This is a genomic window from Klebsiella sp. JB_Kp031, assembly GCF_040064295.1.
GTDB lineage: Bacteria > Pseudomonadota > Gammaproteobacteria > Enterobacterales > Enterobacteriaceae > Klebsiella > Klebsiella quasipneumoniae.
In genome coordinates, this window is record NZ_JBEAJW010000041.1 from 154,913 (window position 1) to 174,047 (window position 19,135).

Annotated in this window: 17 protein-coding genes and 1 other RNA gene; 13 read left to right on the forward strand and 5 right to left on the reverse strand. The window is 57.6% G+C overall.

The window, feature by feature from the left end; translation table 11 throughout:
- Positions 1-346: 346 nt before the first annotated feature.
- Positions 347-1,105, reverse strand: a complete 759-nt coding sequence (locus ABLV64_RS22135; RefSeq protein ID WP_017899781.1) for a M48 family metallopeptidase — start codon at positions 1,103-1,105, stop codon at positions 347-349.
- A 280-nt stretch (positions 1,106-1,385) separates the two neighbouring features.
- Here ABLV64_RS22135 and tkt point away from each other — a divergent pair, with 280 nt between their 5' ends.
- The 7 genes from tkt (at position 1,386) to ABLV64_RS22170 (ending at position 9,864) form a co-directional block, all read left to right on the forward strand.
- Positions 1,386-3,377: a transketolase gene (gene tkt / locus ABLV64_RS22140; RefSeq protein ID WP_017899782.1), complete on the forward strand. Its 1,992-nt coding sequence runs from the start codon at positions 1,386-1,388 to the stop codon at positions 3,375-3,377.
- A gap of 386 nt (positions 3,378-3,763) precedes the next feature.
- Positions 3,764-4,792: an erythrose-4-phosphate dehydrogenase gene (epd, locus tag ABLV64_RS22145; RefSeq protein ID WP_004205289.1), complete on the forward strand. Its 1,029-nt coding sequence runs from the start codon at positions 3,764-3,766 to the stop codon at positions 4,790-4,792.
- Positions 4,793-4,831: 39 nt separating this feature from the next.
- On the forward strand, positions 4,832-5,995 hold the full coding sequence (gene pgk, locus ABLV64_RS22150) for a phosphoglycerate kinase (RefSeq protein WP_017899784.1): 1,164 nt from the start codon (positions 4,832-4,834) through the stop codon (positions 5,993-5,995).
- A gap of 97 nt (positions 5,996-6,092) precedes the next feature.
- Positions 6,093-7,172, forward strand: a complete 1,080-nt coding sequence (fbaA, locus tag ABLV64_RS22155) for a class II fructose-bisphosphate aldolase (RefSeq protein ID WP_004205292.1) — start codon at positions 6,093-6,095, stop codon at positions 7,170-7,172.
- A gap of 190 nt (positions 7,173-7,362) precedes the next feature.
- Positions 7,363-8,220, forward strand: coding sequence for a small-conductance mechanosensitive channel MscS (locus tag ABLV64_RS22160; RefSeq protein ID WP_017899785.1), 858 nt, complete (start codon positions 7,363-7,365; stop codon positions 8,218-8,220).
- A 151-nt stretch (positions 8,221-8,371) separates the two neighbouring features.
- Entirely contained in the window at positions 8,372-9,007 is a 636-nt protein-coding gene (gene argO / locus ABLV64_RS22165) for an arginine exporter ArgO (protein WP_004205294.1), read from the forward strand.
- Positions 9,008-9,096: 89 nt separating this feature from the next.
- Positions 9,097-9,864 (forward strand): oxidative stress defense protein, encoded by a 768-nt coding sequence (locus tag ABLV64_RS22170; RefSeq protein ID WP_004205295.1) that lies wholly within the window; start codon positions 9,097-9,099, stop codon positions 9,862-9,864.
- Positions 9,865-9,918: 54 nt separating this feature from the next.
- On the opposite strand, the gene argP is transcribed toward ABLV64_RS22170, so the two are convergent.
- Positions 9,919-10,812, reverse strand: a complete 894-nt coding sequence (argP, locus tag ABLV64_RS22175; protein ID WP_002916497.1) for a DNA-binding transcriptional regulator ArgP — start codon at positions 10,810-10,812, stop codon at positions 9,919-9,921.
- A 167-nt stretch (positions 10,813-10,979) separates the two neighbouring features.
- Between argP and rpiA the strand changes: the two genes are divergently transcribed.
- Together rpiA and serA are read left to right on the forward strand one after the other, a co-directional pair.
- Positions 10,980-11,639, forward strand: a complete 660-nt coding sequence (rpiA, locus tag ABLV64_RS22180; RefSeq protein WP_002916495.1) for a ribose-5-phosphate isomerase RpiA — start codon at positions 10,980-10,982, stop codon at positions 11,637-11,639.
- Positions 11,640-11,908: 269 nt separating this feature from the next.
- Positions 11,909-13,141, forward strand: a complete 1,233-nt coding sequence (serA, locus tag ABLV64_RS22185; RefSeq protein ID WP_043520934.1) for a phosphoglycerate dehydrogenase — start codon at positions 11,909-11,911, stop codon at positions 13,139-13,141.
- Between the two features lie 83 nt (positions 13,142-13,224).
- Here the strand turns inward: serA and ABLV64_RS22190 are convergent, their stop codons facing one another.
- The 3 genes from ABLV64_RS22190 to zapA all read right to left on the reverse strand — a co-directional run bounded on the left by ABLV64_RS22190 (position 13,225) and on the right by zapA (position 14,475).
- Positions 13,225-13,821: a 5-formyltetrahydrofolate cyclo-ligase gene (locus tag ABLV64_RS22190; RefSeq protein ID WP_004205297.1), complete on the reverse strand. Its 597-nt coding sequence runs from the start codon at positions 13,819-13,821 to the stop codon at positions 13,225-13,227.
- Positions 13,822-13,920: 99 nt separating this feature from the next.
- A non-coding RNA gene (gene ssrS, locus ABLV64_RS22195) (6S RNA) lies at positions 13,921-14,104 on the reverse strand.
- A gap of 41 nt (positions 14,105-14,145) precedes the next feature.
- Positions 14,146-14,475 (reverse strand): cell division protein ZapA, encoded by a 330-nt coding sequence (gene zapA, locus ABLV64_RS22200; protein ID WP_004205298.1) that lies wholly within the window; start codon positions 14,473-14,475, stop codon positions 14,146-14,148.
- 166 nt (positions 14,476-14,641) lie between these two features.
- On the opposite strand from zapA, the gene ABLV64_RS22205 reads away from it, so the two are divergent.
- The 4 genes from ABLV64_RS22205 to ubiI are packed head-to-tail and all read left to right on the forward strand — an operon-like array spanning position 14,642 to position 18,981.
- The gene (locus ABLV64_RS22205) at positions 14,642-15,220 is read left to right on the forward strand and encodes a YecA family protein (RefSeq protein WP_002916486.1); all 579 of its coding nucleotides are present in this window, start codon (positions 14,642-14,644) and stop codon (positions 15,218-15,220) included.
- A gap of 23 nt (positions 15,221-15,243) precedes the next feature.
- Complete coding sequence (gene pepP / locus ABLV64_RS22210) at positions 15,244-16,560, forward strand: Xaa-Pro aminopeptidase (protein WP_004205299.1); 1,317 nt, start codon at positions 15,244-15,246, stop codon at positions 16,558-16,560.
- A gap of 29 nt (positions 16,561-16,589) precedes the next feature.
- The gene (ubiH, locus tag ABLV64_RS22215) at positions 16,590-17,768 is read left to right on the forward strand and encodes a 2-octaprenyl-6-methoxyphenyl hydroxylase (RefSeq protein ID WP_004205300.1); all 1,179 of its coding nucleotides are present in this window, start codon (positions 16,590-16,592) and stop codon (positions 17,766-17,768) included.
- A gap of 10 nt (positions 17,769-17,778) precedes the next feature.
- Entirely contained in the window at positions 17,779-18,981 is a 1,203-nt protein-coding gene (ubiI, locus tag ABLV64_RS22220; protein ID WP_017899791.1) for an FAD-dependent 2-octaprenylphenol hydroxylase, read from the forward strand.
- Positions 18,982-19,135: the final 154 nt, after the last annotated feature.

Here is a 19,135-nt window from a genome sequence, read left to right on the forward strand (position 1 = left end):
AAGGGAATCACTGCAATCGCGATATTCTCCTGAAATAATGTCGAAAGCAATCATTGTGTGAGCAATGGTATCGGCAGGAAACAAGCGGTGTGGCGCGCGCTGGCTGCGTTTGGCGAAGAGGGGTGGACTATTTAATATTTGGTCGAACCCGGTTCTGAAAGGCGGATTGCGTACGCCGTTTTTCATTTGCCAAATAATATATTGCTGAGTAACAGCATATAAAATAATTGGCTGCGACGAGGTGCAATCATAATTAACGGTTTGTGCGCTTAAATTATCAATTGATGCGGCTAAATATTTTTACTGGTAGATAAAAAAGGGAGGCAGACATGCCTCCCGCTGGCGGTTATTTAATCCCGTCGGCCTTCATGCGATCGCGAATATGCTGCGCGCGGGCTTCCGATGCCGGGTGATCGTCAAACATGGAGCTCTGACGGCCGGCTTCCAGCTTGGCCAGTTTTTCGAAGCTGGTGGCCAGTCCCGATGGATTGATGCCGCGCTTACGCAGCAGATCGTAAGAGTAGTCGTCCGCTTCCGATTCCTGGCGCTGGGAGAACTGCGAGTTCACCAGTTTTTCACCCAGATCGCCGAGCTGCGACTGGGACAGGCTGCCGACGATGCCGCCCGCGGAGGCCGCCGCCGCGCGCACAGCGTTGGTGCCCAGGGCAACCTGCATCCCTTTCTTCACGTGGCCCAGCGCGACGTGGCCCATTTCGTGGCCGATCACCGCCTCGACTTCATTATCGTTCATCAGATCCATCAGCCCGCTGTAGACGCGGATGCAGCCGTTGGCCATGGCGAAGGCGTTGACATCCTTGGTCTCATAGACCTTGTAGTTCACGGGCTGACCATTGATGTTATCGCCCAGCGCAGCCGCGATTTTGTTCAGCCGCTGGCTGTATTCACTACTGGCCGGGGCGATTTTCGCTTTGGCGTCCATCTCTTTACAGGCCTGGTCGCTTAAGGTTTTCACCTGCGCGTCGCTGAGGGAGTATGCCTGGAAGGCTTCGGCCCCTGAGCTGAGCAGACCGTTGGAGTCCATGTTCTGACATCCGGTGAGCGTTGCTGCGATCCCAAGAGCAAGTACGGTTGAGCGAATTTTCATTTTTTTATCTTCCACAATCTTATGGTTGTTTATCCGACAATACGGCGACGGCAGGGAACCGTATTCTGCGTAAATTATAAAGAGTATCGCAGGATACGGGCGAGCGGATTCCGGCGTAGCACAACCTGTTCCAGAGATTTCTTAAAGGGCAAAAGGATGCTCCATGTACATGACTTGTCGCTTGGGTTACATTGTTCACACTTTTTTCCGGCGTAGCCCAAAACGCGCTCTCGTCAAGTCGTTAAGGGCATGGCCTTCAACAGTCCGAACTGGAGTCAAAATGTCCTCACGTAAAGAGCTTGCTAACGCTATTCGTGCGCTGAGCATGGACGCTGTACAGAAAGCCAAATCCGGCCACCCGGGTGCCCCGATGGGTATGGCTGACATTGCCGAAGTGCTGTGGCGTGATTTCCTGAACCATAACCCGAACAATCCGGCCTGGGCTGACCGTGACCGTTTTGTACTGTCCAATGGCCATGGTTCGATGCTGATTTACAGCCTGCTGCACCTCACTGGCTACGATCTGCCGATTGAAGAGCTGAAAAACTTCCGCCAGCTGCACTCTAAAACGCCGGGCCACCCGGAAGTCGGCTACACCGCGGGCGTGGAAACCACTACCGGTCCGCTGGGCCAGGGTATCGCTAACGCGGTCGGGATGGCTATCGCCGAGAAAACTCTGGCGGCGCAGTTCAACCGTCCGGGGCACGACATCGTCGACCACTACACCTACGCTTTCATGGGCGATGGCTGCATGATGGAAGGCATTTCTCACGAAGTGTGCTCCCTGGCCGGTACCCTGAAGCTGGGCAAACTGGTGGCCTTCTATGATGACAACGGCATCTCCATCGACGGCCACGTTGAAGGCTGGTTCACCGACGATACCGCCAAACGCTTTGAAGCCTACGGCTGGCACGTGGTGCGCGGCGTTGACGGTCACGACGCTGACGCCATCAAACGCGCGGTAGAAGAAGCACGCGCGGTTACCGACAAACCGTCCCTGCTGATGTGCAAAACCATCATCGGTTTCGGTTCGCCGAACAAAGCCGGTACCCACGACTCCCACGGCGCGCCGCTGGGCGACGCCGAAATCGCCCTGACCCGCGAAGCGCTGGGCTGGAAACACGCGCCGTTTGACATCCCGTCTGACATCTATGCGCAGTGGGATGCCAAAGAAGCTGGCCAGGCGAAAGAAGCGGCCTGGAATGAGAAGTTCGCTGCCTACGCCAAAGCTTTCCCGCAGGAAGCCGCCGAATTCACCCGTCGTATGAAAGGCGAGATGCCGTCTGACTTCGACGCGAAAGCCAACGAGTTCATCGCGAAGCTGCAGGCCAACCCGGCGAAAATCGCCAGCCGTAAGGCCTCTCAGAACGCCATCGAAGCGTTCGGTCCGCTGCTGCCGGAATTCCTTGGCGGCTCCGCTGACCTGGCGCCGTCCAACCTGACCCTGTGGTCTGGTTCTAAGCCGATCAACGAAGATACTGCCGGTAACTACATTCACTACGGCGTGCGTGAGTTCGGTATGACCGCTATCGCCAACGGTATCGCGCTGCACGGCGGTTTCCTGCCGTACACCTCCACCTTCCTGATGTTCGTGGAATATGCGCGTAACGCGGTACGTATGGCGGCGCTGATGAAGCAGCGTCAGGTGATGGTCTACACCCATGACTCCATCGGTCTGGGCGAAGATGGCCCGACTCACCAGCCGGTAGAGCAGGTGGCTTCCCTGCGCGTGACCCCGAACATGTCCACCTGGCGTCCGTGTGACCAGGTTGAATCCGCGATTGCGTGGAAATATGGCGTTGAGCGTCAGGACGGCCCGACCGCGCTGATCCTGTCCCGTCAGAACCTGGCGCAGCAGGAGCGTACCGCAGAGCAGCTGGCGAACGTGGCCCGCGGCGGTTACGTGCTGAAAGATTGCGCCGGCCAGCCGGAGCTGATCTTCATCGCCACCGGTTCGGAAGTTGAGCTGGCGGTTGCCGCGTGGGACAAACTGACCGCCGAAGGCGTGAAGGCGCGCGTGGTCTCCATGCCGTCCACCGACGCGTTCGACAAGCAGGATGCGGCTTATCGTGAATCCGTACTGCCGAAAGCCGTGACCGCGCGCGTTGCCGTGGAAGCGGGCATCGCTGACTACTGGTTCAAATATGTTGGCCTGAACGGCGCTATCGTTGGCATGACCACCTTCGGTGAGTCTGCGCCGGCTGAGCAGCTGTTCGAAGAGTTCGGCTTCACCGTCGACAATGTGGTCGCTAAAGCGAAAGCGCTGCTGTAATCGCTGGTACGGTGCGGGCTAATGCCCTCACCCCAACCCTCTCCCACAGGAGAGGGGGCAAGCACCAAAAACGGTAACCCAAGGGTTACCGTTTTTGCTTTTACCTCGTCACCCGGCTTTTTTGTATCTGCTATTCCTGAACCATGTAATACGGTTGTAAATTATTCCAGCAAAAATGTGATGTGAGTCATATAGCTGGTTTATTGCGCTGGACAAACATTCCTTTTATTCCTCGTTTGGCTTATTCTAGCTGAAGCGTTTCAGTCGTTTAAATGTTCGACAATTAATCAATCAGTCGCAGTTTGCAGCTGGTAAGGTTTCCCTCAGAGCGTAGCTGGATTACTCTGTCAGCCACCTCATCACAGGGACAGCCTTGCAGGAGATCTATGACCATTCGCATCGCGATTAATGGCTTCGGTCGTATTGGACGCAATGTGGTTCGTGCGCTATATGAATCCGGGCGCCGTGCGGAAATCACCGTGGTGGCAATCAATGAGCTGGCGGATGCTGCGGGCATCGCGCATTTGTTGAAATATGACACCAGCCATGGCCGTTTCGCCTGGGATGTTCGTCAGGAGCGCGAGCAGCTGTTTGTTGGCGATGATGCCATCCGTCTGCTGCACGAGCCGACCATTGCGGCGCTGCCCTGGCGCGAGCTGGCGGTAGACGTGGTGCTCGACTGCACCGGCGTTTACGGAAGCCGTGAGCACGGTGAGGCGCACCTGCAGGCGGGGGCGAAGAAAGTGCTCTTCTCCCATCCCGGCGGCAACGACCTCGACGCGACGGTGGTGTATGGCGTCAATCAGGATGAACTCCGCGCCGAGCACCGTATTGTCTCCAACGCCTCCTGTACCACCAACTGCATTATTCCGATCATTAAACTGTTAGATGATGCCTATGGCATCGAGTCCGGCACCGTCACCACCATTCACTCGGCGATGCATGACCAGCAGGTGATTGACGCCTATCATCCGGATCTCCGGCGTACCCGCGCGGCCAGCCAGTCGATCATTCCGGTGGATACCAAACTGGCGGCAGGGATAACCCGTATTTTCCCGCAGTTTAACGACCGTTTTGAAGCGATTGCCGTGCGGGTGCCGACGATAAACGTGACGGCAATTGACCTGAGCGTGACGGTTAAAAAACCGGTAAAAGCATGTGAAGTCAACCAGTTGCTGCAAAAAGCAGCACAAGGTGCATTTCATGGTATAGTTGACTATACGGAATTACCGTTGGTCTCGACAGATTTTAACCACGATCCGCACAGTGCTATTGTTGATGGCACGCAAACCCGGGTCAGTGGCGCGCATCTGATCAAAACGCTGGTCTGGTGCGATAACGAATGGGGCTTTGCTAACCGAATGCTCGACACGACGTTAGCGATGGCGGCTATTGGTTTCAGGTTCGACGCGTAAACGTCGACAAAACTTTATGAATCAACGAGAGGATTCACCATGTCTGTAATTAAGATGACCGATCTGGATCTGGCTGGTAAACGCGTTTTTATCCGTGCGGATCTGAACGTACCAGTTAAAGACGGGAAAGTAACCAGCGACGCGCGTATCCGTGCATCTCTGCCGACCATCGAACTGGCGCTGAAGCAGGGCGCGAAAGTGATGGTAACCTCCCACCTGGGTCGTCCGACCGAAGGCGAGTACAACGAAGAATTCTCTCTGCTGCCGGTTGTTAATTACCTGAAAGACAAACTGTCCAGCCCGGTACGTCTGGTTAAAGACTACCTGGACGGCGTTGAAGTGGCTGCCGGCGAGCTGGTGGTGCTGGAAAACGTTCGCTTTAACAAAGGCGAGAAAAAAGACGACGAAGCGCTGTCCAAAAAATACGCCGCGCTGTGCGACGTGTTCGTGATGGATGCCTTCGGTACCGCGCACCGCGCGCAGGCTTCCACCCACGGTATCGGCAAATTTGCTGACGTGGCGTGCGCAGGCCCGCTGCTGGCCGCTGAACTGGATGCGCTGGGTAAAGCGCTGAAAGAGCCGGCTCGTCCGATGGTCGCTATCGTCGGTGGTTCTAAAGTATCCACTAAGCTGACCGTGCTGGATTCCCTGTCTAAAATCGCTGACCAGCTGATCGTCGGCGGCGGTATCGCTAACACCTTCGTTGCCGCCCAGGGCCACAACGTCGGCAAATCCCTGTACGAAGCGGACCTGGTTGATGAAGCCAAGCGCCTGCTGAGCACCTGCGATATCCCGGTTCCGACTGACGTTCGCGTCGCGACCGAGTTCTCCGAAACCGCAACGGCGACTCTGAAATCTGTTAACGACATCAAAGATGATGAGCAGATTCTGGACCTTGGCGACGTTTCCGCACAGAAACTGGCTGAAATTCTGAAGAACGCCAAAACCATTCTGTGGAACGGCCCGGTTGGCGTATTCGAATTCCCGAACTTCCGTAAAGGGACTGAAATCGTGGCTAACGCTATCGCGGACAGCGAAGGTTTCTCCATCGCCGGCGGCGGTGACACCCTGGCAGCGATCGACCTTTTCGGCATCGCTGACAAAATTTCCTACATCTCCACTGGCGGCGGCGCGTTCCTTGAATTCGTCGAAGGCAAAGTCCTGCCGGCAGTAGCGATGCTCGAAGAGCGCGCTAAGCAGTAATTCAGTTCAGGCGGGGAAACCCGCCTGTTTTTCAGCGCGCTTAAGGGCTCGCGAACCTTCTTCAACGGTCGAAGATACAGATACAGGACTAAGTAACATGTCTAAAATTTTTGATTTCGTAAAACCGGGCGTCATCACTGGCGACGACGTTCAGAAAGTGTTCCAGGTAGCGAAAGAAAACAACTTTGCACTGCCGGCGGTAAACTGCGTAGGGACTGACTCCATCAACGCCGTTCTGGAAGCTGCTGCGAAAGTACGCTCTCCGGTTATCGTTCAGTTCTCTAACGGCGGCGCAGCGTTCATCGCAGGTAAAGGCGTGAAAACTGACGTTCCTCAGGGTGCTGCTATCCTCGGCGCTATCTCTGGCGCGCACCACGTGCACCAGATGGCTGAGCACTACGGCGTGCCGGTTATCCTGCACACTGACCACTGCGCGAAGAAACTGCTGCCGTGGATCGACGGCCTGCTGGACGCGGGTGAAAAACACTTCGCCGCTACCGGCAAACCGCTGTTCTCTTCTCACATGATCGACCTGTCTGAAGAGTCCCTGCACGAAAACATCGAAATCTGCTCTAAATACCTGGCGCGCATGGCCAAAATGGACATGACCCTGGAAATCGAACTGGGTTGCACCGGTGGCGAAGAAGACGGCGTGGACAACAGCCACATGGACGCTTCCGCCCTGTACACCCAGCCGGAAGACGTGGATTACGCGTACACCGAGCTGAGCAAAATCAGCCCGCGCTTCACCATCGCCGCTTCCTTCGGTAACGTACACGGCGTGTACAAACCGGGTAACGTCGTTCTGACCCCGACTATCCTGCGCGATTCTCAGGAATATGTTTCCAAGAAACACAACCTGCCGCACAACAGCCTGAACTTCGTCTTCCACGGCGGTTCCGGTTCTTCCGCTCAGGAAATCAAAGACTCCGTCAGCTACGGCGTAGTGAAAATGAACATCGATACCGACACCCAGTGGGCAACCTGGGACGGTATCCTGCAGTACTACAAAGCGAACGAAGCTTACCTGCAGGGCCAGCTGGGCAACCCGAAAGGCGAAGACCAGCCGAACAAGAAATACTACGACCCGCGCGTATGGCTGCGTGCTGCACAGACTTCCATGGTGACTCGTCTGGAGCAGGCATTTAAAGAGCTGAACGCGATCGACGTTCTGTAAGAAAAATCTGTTTCTTACCCCGAAGCCCGCAGCAATGCGGGCTTTTTTATTATCTTAACAACAGGATAGCTCAGCAGAAAACTGTGATCCATTTGGCAAAACGTGCACTTATTGTTTACCCTATAACCTGACTGCCCTGTCGCAGGCTGAGTTATTTACTTCCCCCTGGGGGATTCATAAGGAATGTTAAATGGAAGATTTGAACGTTGTCGATAGCATCAACCACGCCGGGACGTGGCTGGCACGCAACCAGGAGCTGCTGCTGAGCTATGCCGTCAACATCGTCGCGGCTATCGCTATCCTGATCGTCGGGATGATCGTGGCGCGCGTCGTCTCTAATACCGTCAACCGCCTGATGCTGGCGCGTAAAATTGACGCCACCGTTGCCGATTTCCTCTCCGCGCTGGTGCGCTATGCGGTTATCGCCTTTACGCTGATTGCCGCCCTGGGACGCGTGGGCGTGCAGACCGCCTCGGTCATTGCGGTGCTGGGCGCCGCGGGTTTAGCCGTCGGTCTGGCGCTGCAGGGATCACTGTCTAACCTCGCGGCTGGCGTACTGCTGGTGATGTTCCGCCCTTTCCGCGCCGGCGAGTATGTCGACCTTGGTGGTGTAGCGGGTACGGTGCTTAACGTACAGATTTTCTCCACTACCCTGCGTACCGCCGACGGTAAAGTGGTGGTGGTGCCGAACGGCAAAATCATCGCCGGCAACATCATTAACTTCTCCCGTGAACCGGCGCGCCGCAATGAGTTTATTATCGGCGTCTCTTACGATGCCGATATCGACAAGGTGAAGCAGCTCCTGACCTCGATTATCGAATCTGACGATCGTATTCTGCGCGATCGGGAAATGACGGTTCGCCTGAACGAACTCGGCGCCTCGTCGGTGAACTTTGTGGTGCGCGTCTGGAGCAAAAGCAGCGATCTGCAAAACGTCTACTGGGATATCCTCGAGCGCATCAAGCGTGAATTTGACGCCAACGGCATCAGCTTCCCTTATCCGCAGATGGATGTTCATGTGGTGCGTCTGCCGGAAAAAGCCGAGTAAACCGCCACTCAGTGACTCAGGCCGGCGATGCCGGCCTTTTTTAATGGCTCATCATTAGCTTTGCTTATTAATGATTAATACTTTCAATTTCCGCTAATAATTTATTCGCGTTATAGTCAGCGCCACTCTCGAACACAGCGGAAAAATCCTCATGTTTACCTATTACTTTCAGGGCCTTGCCCTGGGAGCGGCAATGATTTTGCCGCTTGGCCCCCAAAATGCTTTCGTGATGAACCAGGGGATCCGTCGTCAGTATCACCTGATGATTGCCTTGCTGTGCGCCGTCAGCGACTTGCTGCTGATCTGCGCCGGCATTTTTGGCGGCAGCGCGCTGCTGATGCAGTCCCCCTGGCTACTGGCGCTCGTGACCTGGGGCGGCGTGGCCTTTTTACTGTGGTACGGCTTTGGCGCATTGAAAACAGCGTTCAGCCAGAATCTTGAGCTCGCCAGCGCCGAGGTGATGCAGCAGGGGCGCTGGAAAATCATTATCACTATGCTGGCGGTCACCTGGCTGAATCCGCACGTTTATCTGGATACCTTTGTGGTGTTGGGCAGCCTGGGAGGCCAGCTGGCGATGGAGCCGAAGCGCTGGTTTGCGCTGGGAACCATTAGCGCCTCTTTCCTGTGGTTCTTTGGTCTGGCACTGTTGGCCGCCTGGCTGGCGCCGCGGCTGCGTACCGCCAGAGCCCAGCGGATCATCAACATTGTGGTCGGCGCCGTCATGTGGTTTATTGCGTTTCAGCTGGCAAAAGAGGGCGTCGGCCATATCCAGGCGTTGCTCAACTAAGCGTTGTCCGATGGACTTTCCCGCTGTACGCGCTAAGCTTGCTGGCATGCGTCCCGTAAGGGCGATTTAAGTAACATGGAGAAACGACAGTGAAGTTAAAAGTCTTAGCCCTGGCGGCAACACTCGGATTTAGCACGATGGCGGCACAGGCCAGCGAATTGCCGGACGGTCCGCATATTGTGACTTCAGGCACAGCAAGCGTTGCTGCGGTTCCGGATATCGCCACCCTGGCGATCGAAGTGAACGTGGCGGCAAAAGATGCCGCATCGGCAAAAAAACAGGCTGACGATCGCGTTGCGCAATACCTCTCTTTCCTCGAAAAGAGCGGCATTGCGAAAAAAGACATCAACTCGGCGAATCTGCGCACCCAACCTGATTACGACTATCAGAACGGGAAAAGCATTCTCAAAGGCTACCGCGCGGTGCGCACTGTCGAAGTGACCTTGCGCCAGCTGGATAAACTCAACGGTCTGCTGGACGGCGCCCTGAAAGCCGGTCTGAACGAAATTCGCTCCGTCTCGCTGGGCGTTGCGCAACCGGACGCCTACAAAGATAAAGCGCGTAAAGCGGCGATCGACGACGCCGTGCATCAGGCGCAGGAGCTGGCCGCAGGTTTCCACAGCAAGCTGGGTCCGGTGTACAGCGTGCGCTACCACGTCTCTAATTATCAGCCGAGCCCGATGGTTCGCATGATGAAGGCCGCTGACGCTGCGCCGGTTTCCGCCCAGGAAACCTACGAGCAGGCCACCATCCAGTTTGACGACCAGGTCGACGTCGTGTTTGAACTGCAGCCGGCGCAGGCCGCGGCCCCGGCCACGCCGGCGAAACCGGCTGAAGCGCCGAAACCGGCCCAGTAAGCGATAGAAACAAAAAAGCCACTTCAGCGAAGTGGCTTTTTTTATGCCCGCGGCTTAATCCTGACGCAGCACCTTGTGGCCGTAATCGATGAGCGCATCGGTCACCCGGCGCATCATGCGGCTTTCCGGGGCAAAGCGGTGCCAGTAAAGCATACGGCGCTGAAACAGGCCGGGAGTGAGGTCGATAAGCTCGCCGCTGTTGAGCTCTTTTTCGATCTGCAGATGGGGGATCATGCAGCAGGTGGTGCCCTGGCGCGCCAGCTGGACGAAGGCTTCCGACGAGTTGACGATATGGCAGGGGACGCTACCCGGCGGCAGGTCGAAGTTTTGCTGCAGAAATGCCTGATGCATATCATCCAGATGATCGAAAGCGACGACCGGCGCTTTCAGCAGCGCCGAGCGCGTTACGCCGTTGGGGAAATAGCGTTGCGCAAACTCTTTTGAGGCGACAAACAGGTAATCGAGCGCGCCGAGCTGATCCACCAGGCAGCTTGGCAGCGCCTGCGGCTGGATACTTACCGCGCCGACCACTTCGCCACGGCGCAGGCGTTCCTGGGTGCGGGTTTCATCTTCCACCTGCAGGTTGAGACGAATAGGGGAGTCCGACAGCACATTAGCCAGCGCCGGCAGCAGCCAGGTCGCCAGACTGTCGGCGTTCACCGCCAGCGACAGCAGCAGCGGCGTGGAGCCAGTCTGCTCGTCGCCCAGCCACTCCTCTTCGAGCAGTTCAACCTGGCGCAATAGCGCCAGCAATTTTTGCCCTTGCTCGGTTGGGCGCGGCGGCACGGTACGTACCAGCAGCGGCTGGCCGAACATATTTTCCAGTTGCTTAATACGCTGTGAGACGGCGGACTGGGTAATACATAGCTTCTGCGCGGCGCGCTCAAATCCTCGTTCTCTAATCACCGCGTCCAGCGCTTGTAGTGTCCTGTAGTCCGGTCGTTTCATTATTCTGGCGTGCCCCCATAACTAATCGTTATCTCGCACTATGACATAAATTTTTATTTGATACAGACGAAATTGGTCTGCTCTGTTGTGTGATCTGCATCGCAGGGACATTTCCACTGTCGATGTTCTATAATGCGCCACAGGCATTCACATCTCGGACCATAATTATGACGCAGGATGAACTGAAAAAAGCGGTAGGTTGGGCGGCGCTGCAATACGTACAGCCAGGGACCATTGTGGGCGTAGGCACCGGCTCGACAGCGGCCCATTTTATTGACGCGCTGGGCACCATGAAGGGGCAGATCGAAGGGGCGGTCTCCAGCTCCGATGCCTCCACCGAGAAGCTGAAAAGCCTCGGGATCACCGTCTTCGATCTCAACAGCGTCGATCGCCTGGGGATCTACGTTGACGGCGCGGATGAGATCAACGGTCACATGCAGATGATCAAAGGCGGCGGCGCGGCGCTGACCCGTGAGAAGATCATCGCCTCGGTAGCGGATAAATTTATCTGCATCGCCGATGCCTCCAAGCAGGTCGATATTCTGGGTAAATTCCCGCTGCCGGTTGAGGTCATTCCGATGGCGCGCAGCGCCGTGGCGCGCCAGCTGGTCAAGTTGGGCGGCCGTCCGGAATACCGTCAGGGCGTGGTGACCGATAACGGCAACGTGATCCTTGACGTGCACGGCCTGGAAATTCTCGATGCTATCGCGCTGGAAAACGCGATTAACGGCATTCCTGGCGTCGTGACCGTGGGGCTGTTCGCCAACCGCGGCGCCGACGTGGCGCTGATCGGCACCGCTGACGGTGTGAAAACCATCGTAAAATAGTCTGTCCGCAGGGAGCCAACCGGCTCCCTCGCAAATATTTTTTCACCTGGCGCAATTTAGTGACTTCTGTCACATTTGTGCAACCATTCTGATTAACGCGCTACCGTTCATTATCTTTCTGGTGTTTTGTCCTGCCATTTCCTTCTGAATGACATTTCTTCAGGACAGCGACGCAAACGTTCATATTGCCGCGATAGTTTTTTTTGATATGTTGCTGAGACGAACTTTCGTTCAGCACGACATCAGTTAAGACAAAACAGGACGGGGAAATGGCTAAGGTATCACTGGAAAAAGACAAGATTAAATTTCTGCTGGTTGAAGGTGTGCATCAAAAGGCAATCGATAGCCTTCGCGCGGCAGGTTACACCAACATTGAATTTCATAAAGGCGCGCTGGATTCCGAACAGCTGAAAGCGTCGATCCGTGATGCCCATTTCATCGGCCTGCGTTCCCGTACCCACCTGACTGAAGAGATTTTCGCCGCGGCGGAAAAACTGGTTGCCGTCGGCTGCTTCTGCATCGGTACCAACCAGGTCGATCTGGACGCCGCCGCGAAACGCGGTATTCCGGTGTTTAACGCGCCATTCTCCAATACCCGTTCGGTGGCCGAGCTGGTGATCGGTGAGCTGCTGCTGCTGCTGCGCGGCGTGCCGGAAGCCAACGCCAAGGCGCATCGCGGCGTATGGAATAAGCTGGCGGTGGGGAGCTTTGAAGCGCGCGGCAAGAAACTGGGGATTATCGGTTACGGCCACATCGGCACCCAGCTCGGCATTCTGGCGGAATCGCTGGGGATGCATGTCTTCTTCTATGATATTGAAAACAAACTGCCGCTGGGCAACGCCACTCAGGTACAGCATCTCTCCGACCTGCTGAACATGAGTGATGTGGTTAGCCTGCACGTGCCGGAAAACGCCTCCACCAAAAATATGATGGGCGCGGAAGAGCTGGCGCTGATGAAGCCGGGCGCGCTGCTGATCAACGCCTCCCGTGGTACCGTGGTGGATATTCCGGCGCTATGCGATGCGCTGGCGAGTAAGCATCTGGCCGGGGCGGCGATCGACGTCTTCCCGACCGAACCCGCGACCAACAGCGACCCCTTCACTTCGCCGCTGTGCGAGTTTGATAACGTGATCCTGACGCCGCATATCGGTGGCTCCACTCAGGAAGCGCAGGAGAACATCGGTCTGGAAGTGGCCGGCAAGCTGGCGAAGTACTCTGACAACGGGTCTACCCTGTCGGCGGTCAACTTCCCGGAAGTTTCTCTGCCGCTGCACGGTGGACGCCGTCTGCTGCACATCCATGAGAACCGGCCGGGCGTCCTGACCGCCATCAACCAGATCTTCGCCGCGCAGAGCATCAATATTGCCGCCCAGTATCTGCAAACGTCGCCGCAGATGGGTTACGTGGTTATTGATATCGAAGCGGAAGAAGATGTTGCCCAGCAGGCGCTGCAGGCGATGAAAGCGATCCCGGGGACTATCCGCGCCCGTCTGCTGTTCTAACCATTTTTGCCTCTCGGGCAGGTCGCGTGCCTGCCCGTTTTTTTGTTAACACCTTCCAGGCAGAAATTCTTCTCCCCACGTACCTACCAACACCAGGTTTTGCCCGGGGTGATCACCGCCGGCAGCGGGATATCCCACTCTTCGCTCGGCAGGGTGTCCACCTGCTGGCAGTCGTGCGCGTAGCCCACCGGCTGCAGGCGATACTGCTGCCAGTTTTGCAGCGTCCGGTCGTAAAAACCGCCACCCATCCCCAGCCGTTGTCCGCCGGCATCGAAGGCCACCAGCGGGGTGACCAGCACATCGAGATCAGCGAGCGGCAGCACGTCGCGCACGTCGAGCTTCGGTTCACGGATCTTCAGGCGATTCACTATCAGTTCGCTCTGCGGATGGTAATGTAAAAACAACAGGTTACCGGGGCTAAACGGATGCAGCACCGGGAGATACACCCGCTTGCCGGCCCGCCAGAGCTGGTCAATCAGCGGTTGGGTGTCCAGCTCGCCGTCAAAGGAGAGAAACAGCGCCACGGTGTGGGCGAGAACCACCGGCGGCCAGGCCATCATTCGCTCTGCGGCCTGCAGGGCAAACTGCCGCTGTTGCTCAGGGCTGAGCGCGCGTCGACGCTCGCGGATCTGCTGGCGAATATGCTGGCGGGAAAGCAGGGTATCGGGCTGTAGGGTCATGCAGGTCTCATGGCGAGCAGGCGAAACAATAGAAAGCAGTGTAATACAGTGCGGCGTCAGCCGAAAACAGGTGTGGGGAAATAATGCGAAGTGAGGAAGGGAATCTCCGAGATGCCGCCGCAGGCTGTAACCCTTGAACCCTTGGTTCAAGGTGAATGTGTCGTCACGGTTTTAAGGCTTCTCGGACGGACCGAGCATGCTCACCAACCGTGGAGCGCCACATTCTTGTGGTATGAAATATCGGCTCAGGGGACTGGCCCGCTTGCAAACATCTCAGAGAAATTTTGTTCCTGGAGTTACTCTAACACAGTTAACTGCAAAGTGTTATTCAAACTTCGACCCTGGTCTTTCGCTTATGCGACCTTGCTCAAGCAATGCTTGCTCGATGGTCTGCTGAAGCATGCGAATGCGCTGCTCCATGCTGGAAGCGTAGTCGCGGGTCTTCGCTTTTTCCTGAGTCAACTCATAGCTGATGTTCAACGCGGCGATGAAGACCAGCTGCTCAGTATTTGTGACTCTAGTGCGTTCTTTTAAATCTTGCAACCGCTGATTAAGGTCTTCAGCTGCCTGATTCAGGGCATCCCTTTGTTCAGGCGGGCAATTCACTCGCAGTGAACGGCCGAAAATTTGGAGATCTACGGGTTGTGCAGACATGCCACCTTCCTGCTGATTGACTGCGCTGCCTTCACACCCTGACCCGGGTCTGCGAAGGGGCGACACTATAGCTACCCTGGTGCGAAGATACAAGCCCTATTCTGGTTCACCAGGGTCCAAAGTGGTAGCATACCATGAATATTCCTCCCAACGATGACGAATGCGCATGTCTATACAGAACGAAATGCCTGGTTACAACGATGTAGACCAGTTACTGAACCAACAAGGGGTAGGGCTTACCCCGGCCGAGATGCACGGTTTGATCAGCGGATTGCTGTGCGGCGGCAACACGGACAGCAGCTGGCAGCCGCTGGTGCACGACCTGACCAACGAAGGTCTCGCCTTCGGCCATGAGCTGGCCCAGGCGCTGCGTAACATGCATTCCGCCATCAGCGACTCACTGGATGACGACGGCTTCCTCTTTCAACTGTATCTGCCGGAAGGCGATGCGGTGAGCGTCTTTGATCGCGCCGACGCTCTCGCCGGCTGGGTCAACCACTTCCTTCTTGGCCTTGGCGTGAGCCAGCCGAAGCTGGATAAAGTGAAAGACGAAACCGGGGAAGCGATTGACGATCTGCGTAATATTGCCCAGCTGGGCTACGATGAAGACGAAGATCAGGAAGAGCTGGAGATGTCTCTGGAGGAGATTATCGAGTATGTCCGCGTTGCCGCACTGCTGTGCCACGACACCTTTGCGCGTCAGCAGCCAACCGCACCGGAAGTCCGCAAACCGACATTACACTAACTAAAATTCGTTCAGGGGGCGTCATGACTCAGCAGGAATTTCTCTCGCGTCGCCAGGCGCTGTTGGCGCAGATGCAGCCAGGCAGCGCGGCGCTGATTTTCGCCGCACCGGAAGCGGTGCGCAGTGCAGATTCGGAATATCCCTACCGGCAGAACAGCGATTTTTGGTACTTCACCGGCTTCAACGAACCGGAAGCGCTGCTGGTGTTGATTAAAAGCGATGAAACCCACAACCATAGCGTGCTGTTCAACCGGGTTCGCGATCTGACCGCTGAGATCTGGTTCGGTCGCCGTCTGGGCCAGGAGGCCGCGCCGGCGAAGCTTGGCGTTGACCGGGCGCTGGCGTTCAGCGAAATCAACCAGCAGCTGTATCAGCTGCTCAACGGTCTGGACGCTATCTATTTCGCCCAGGGCGAATATGCCTATGCCGATGAGATTGTGTTCAACGCCCTCGAAAAACTACGCAAAGGCTCGCGCCAGAACCTGCAGGCGCCGAACTCGGTCATCGACTGGCGGCCCATTGTGCATGAGATGCGCCTGTTCAAATCGGCGGAAGAGCTGGCCGTGATGCGCCGCGCCGGTGAAATTAGCGCTCTGGCCCATACCCGGGCGATGGAAAAATGCCGCCCAGGCATGTTCGAGTATCAGCTGGAGGGCGAAATTCTTCATGAATTCAATCGCCACGGCGCGCGTTTCCCCTCCTATAACACCATCGTTGGCGGCGGCGAAAACGGCTGCATTCTGCACTACACCGAAAATGAATCTGAACTGCGCGACGGCGATCTGGTGTTGATTGACGCCGGCTGCGAGTATCGCGGCTACGCCGGCGACATTACCCGCACCTTCCCGGTGAACGGCAAATTCAGCCAGCCGCAGCGCGAAATCTACGATATCGTGCTGGAATCGCTGGAGACCGCGCTGGAACTCTACCGCCCGGGCACCTCAATCTGCCAGGTGAATCAGGAAGTGGTGCGCATCATGATCACCGGCCTGGTGCGGCTCGGGATCCTCAAAGGCGAGGTTGACGAGCTGATCGCCAACAACGCCCACCGCCCGTACTTTATGCACGGTCTGAGCCACTGGCTGGGGCTGGATGTACACGATGTCGGCCACTACGACACCGACCGTTCGCGCGTCCTGGAGCCGGGGATGGTGCTGACCGTCGAACCGGGGCTGTATATCGCCGCCGACGCCGACGTGCCGGCGCAGTACCGCGGCATCGGCATCCGTATTGAAGATGACATCGTGATCACTGAAGACGGGAACGAAAATCTCACCGCCGGCGTGGTGAAGAAGGCGGATGAGATCGAGGCGCTGATGGCGGCGGCGCGCCAGTCATGAGCGTGCTGATCGTCGGCGGCGCGCCAGTCATGAGCGTGCTGATCGTCGGCGGCGGGATGACCGGGGCGACGCTCGCCCTGGCCATCTCCCGTTTGACCGGCGGCGCGCTGCCGGTCCATCTGATTGAGGCGCAGGATCCCCAGTCGGCTCGCCATCCCGGCTTCGACGACCGGGCGATCGCCCTGGCCGCCGGCACCTGCCAGCAACTGGCGCGCATCGGCGTCTGGCAACGTCTCGCCGAGCGGGCGACGCCTATCCAGCGGGTACATGTCAGCGACCGCGGCCATGCTGGTTTTGTGAATCTGGCGGCGGCGGATTATAGCCTGTCGGCACTGGGTCAGGTGGTTGAACTCCACGATGTCGGCCAGCGACTGTTTAGCCTGCTGCGCGAGGCGCCGGGCGTGACGCTACATTGCCCGGCGAAAGTGGAAGCGGTCAGTCGCAGCCAGGAGAACGTCAGCCTTACCCTTGAGGGGGGCGAAACGATCAGCGGTAAGCTGCTGGTGGCGGCGGACGGTTCGCGTTCGTCGCTGGGCGCCCGCTGCGGCATCAGCTGGCAACAGCAGCCCTATGAGCAACTGGCGATTATCGCCAACGTGAGCACCGCGCTGCCCCACAAAGGCCGCGCGTTCGAACGTTTTACCGAGCATGGCCCGCTGGCGATGCTGCCGATGTCGCAAGGGCGCTGCTCGCTGGTGTGGTGTCATCCGCAGTCGCGCCGCGACGAGGTGCTGAGCTGGTCTGACGAACGTTTTTGTCAGGAGCTGCAGCAGGCGTTCGGCTGGCGGCTGGGGCGCATTACTCAAGCCGGGAAGCGCAGCGTCTATCCGCTGGCTCTCACCACCGCCAGCCGCGCGGTGTCGCACCGCCTGGCGCTGGTCGGCAACGCGGCGCAGACGCTGCACCCGATTGCCGGGCAGGGCTTTAATCTCGGCCTGCGCGATGTGATGAGCCTGGCGGAGTTGCTCGCTGACGCCCATCTCAGCGGCGAAGATGTCGGCCATTATCCGCTGCTGTGTCGCTATCAGGCGCGCAGGGCAGGGGATAAAGCCACCACCATCGGCGTGACCGATGGGCTGGTGCATCTGTTTGCCAACCGTTGGGCGCCGCTGGTGGTGGGGCGCAATGTCGGTCTGATGGCCATGGAATTATTTACCCCGGCGCGCGATGCGCTGGCGCAGCGTACCCTCGGTTGGGTTCCCCGTTAAGGAGTAGAACGTGCAAAGTGTTGATGTTGCCATTGTTGGCGGTGGAATGGTGGGGCTGGCGGTAGCCTGCGGTTTACAGGGCAGCGGCCTGCGCGTCGCGGTGCTGGAGAAAGCGGAGCCGCAGCCGCTGGCCGCCGATGCGCCGCCGGCGCTGCGCGTGTCGGCAATTAACGCCGCCAGCGAAAAGCTACTGACCCGCATCGGCGTCTGGTCAGAGATCGTCGCCCAGCGCGCCAGCTGCTATCACGGCATGGAAGTGTGGGACAAAGACAGCTTCGGCCGCATTAGCTTTGATGACCAGAGCATGGGCTTCAGCCATCTGGGCCACATTATTGAAAACGCTGTGGTGCATTATGCGCTGTGGCAGAAGGCGCAGCGCTGCGCCGACGTCACCCTGCTGGCGCCTGCGCAACTGCAGCAGGTGGCGTGGGGCGAGAATGAAGCCTTTCTCAGCCTGCAGGACGGCAGCATGCTCACCGCGCGGCTGGTGATCGGCGCCGATGGTGCCAATTCATGGCTGCGCAATAAAGCCGATATTCCGCTGACTTTCTGGGATTACCATCATCATGCGCTGGTGGCGACCATCCGTACCGCTGAGCCGCATCAGGCGGTGGCCCGCCAGGCGTTCCATGGCGACGGGATCCTCGCCTTCCTGCCGCTCTGCGATCCGCATCTGTGCTCGATCGTCTGGTCGCTGTCGCCGGCGGAGGCGCAGCGGATGCAGGAGGCTGATGAAGCCACCTTTAATCAGGCCTTGAATATCGCCTTCGATAATGGCCTTGGCCTCTGCCAGCTGGAAAGCGCACGTGAAGTCTTCCCGCTGACCGGCCGCTATGCCCGCCAGTTCGCCGCCCACCGCCTGGCGCTGGTCGGCGATGCCGCGCATACCATCCACCCGCTGGCCGGGCAGGGCGTCAATCTCGGCTTTATGGATGCCGCCGAGCTTATTGACGAACTGAAGCGCCTGCACGCCCAGGGCAAGGATATCGGCCAGCATCTTTATCTGCGCCGCTACGAGCGTAGCCGCAAGCACAGCGCCGCGCTGATGCTGGCGGGCATGCAGGGCTTCCGCGACATGTTTTCCGGTAGCCATCCGGCGAAGAAATTCATCCGCGACATGGGGCTGAAACTGGCCGATACGCTGCCGGGCGTGAAACCGCAGCTGATTCGCCAGGCGATGGGCCTCAACGATCTGCCTGCCTGGTTACGTTAACCGCGTCACACTTCTTTCACCCGGCCTGCGCGCCGGGTTTTCCCCCTCATTTGAAATATTCTAATTTCACCTCTTTTTTCGCATTAGATTTATTAATGCGTCCTTTTTTTTGTTAAAGAAATTAGGACGATAAAATCGCACAAAACACCATCAT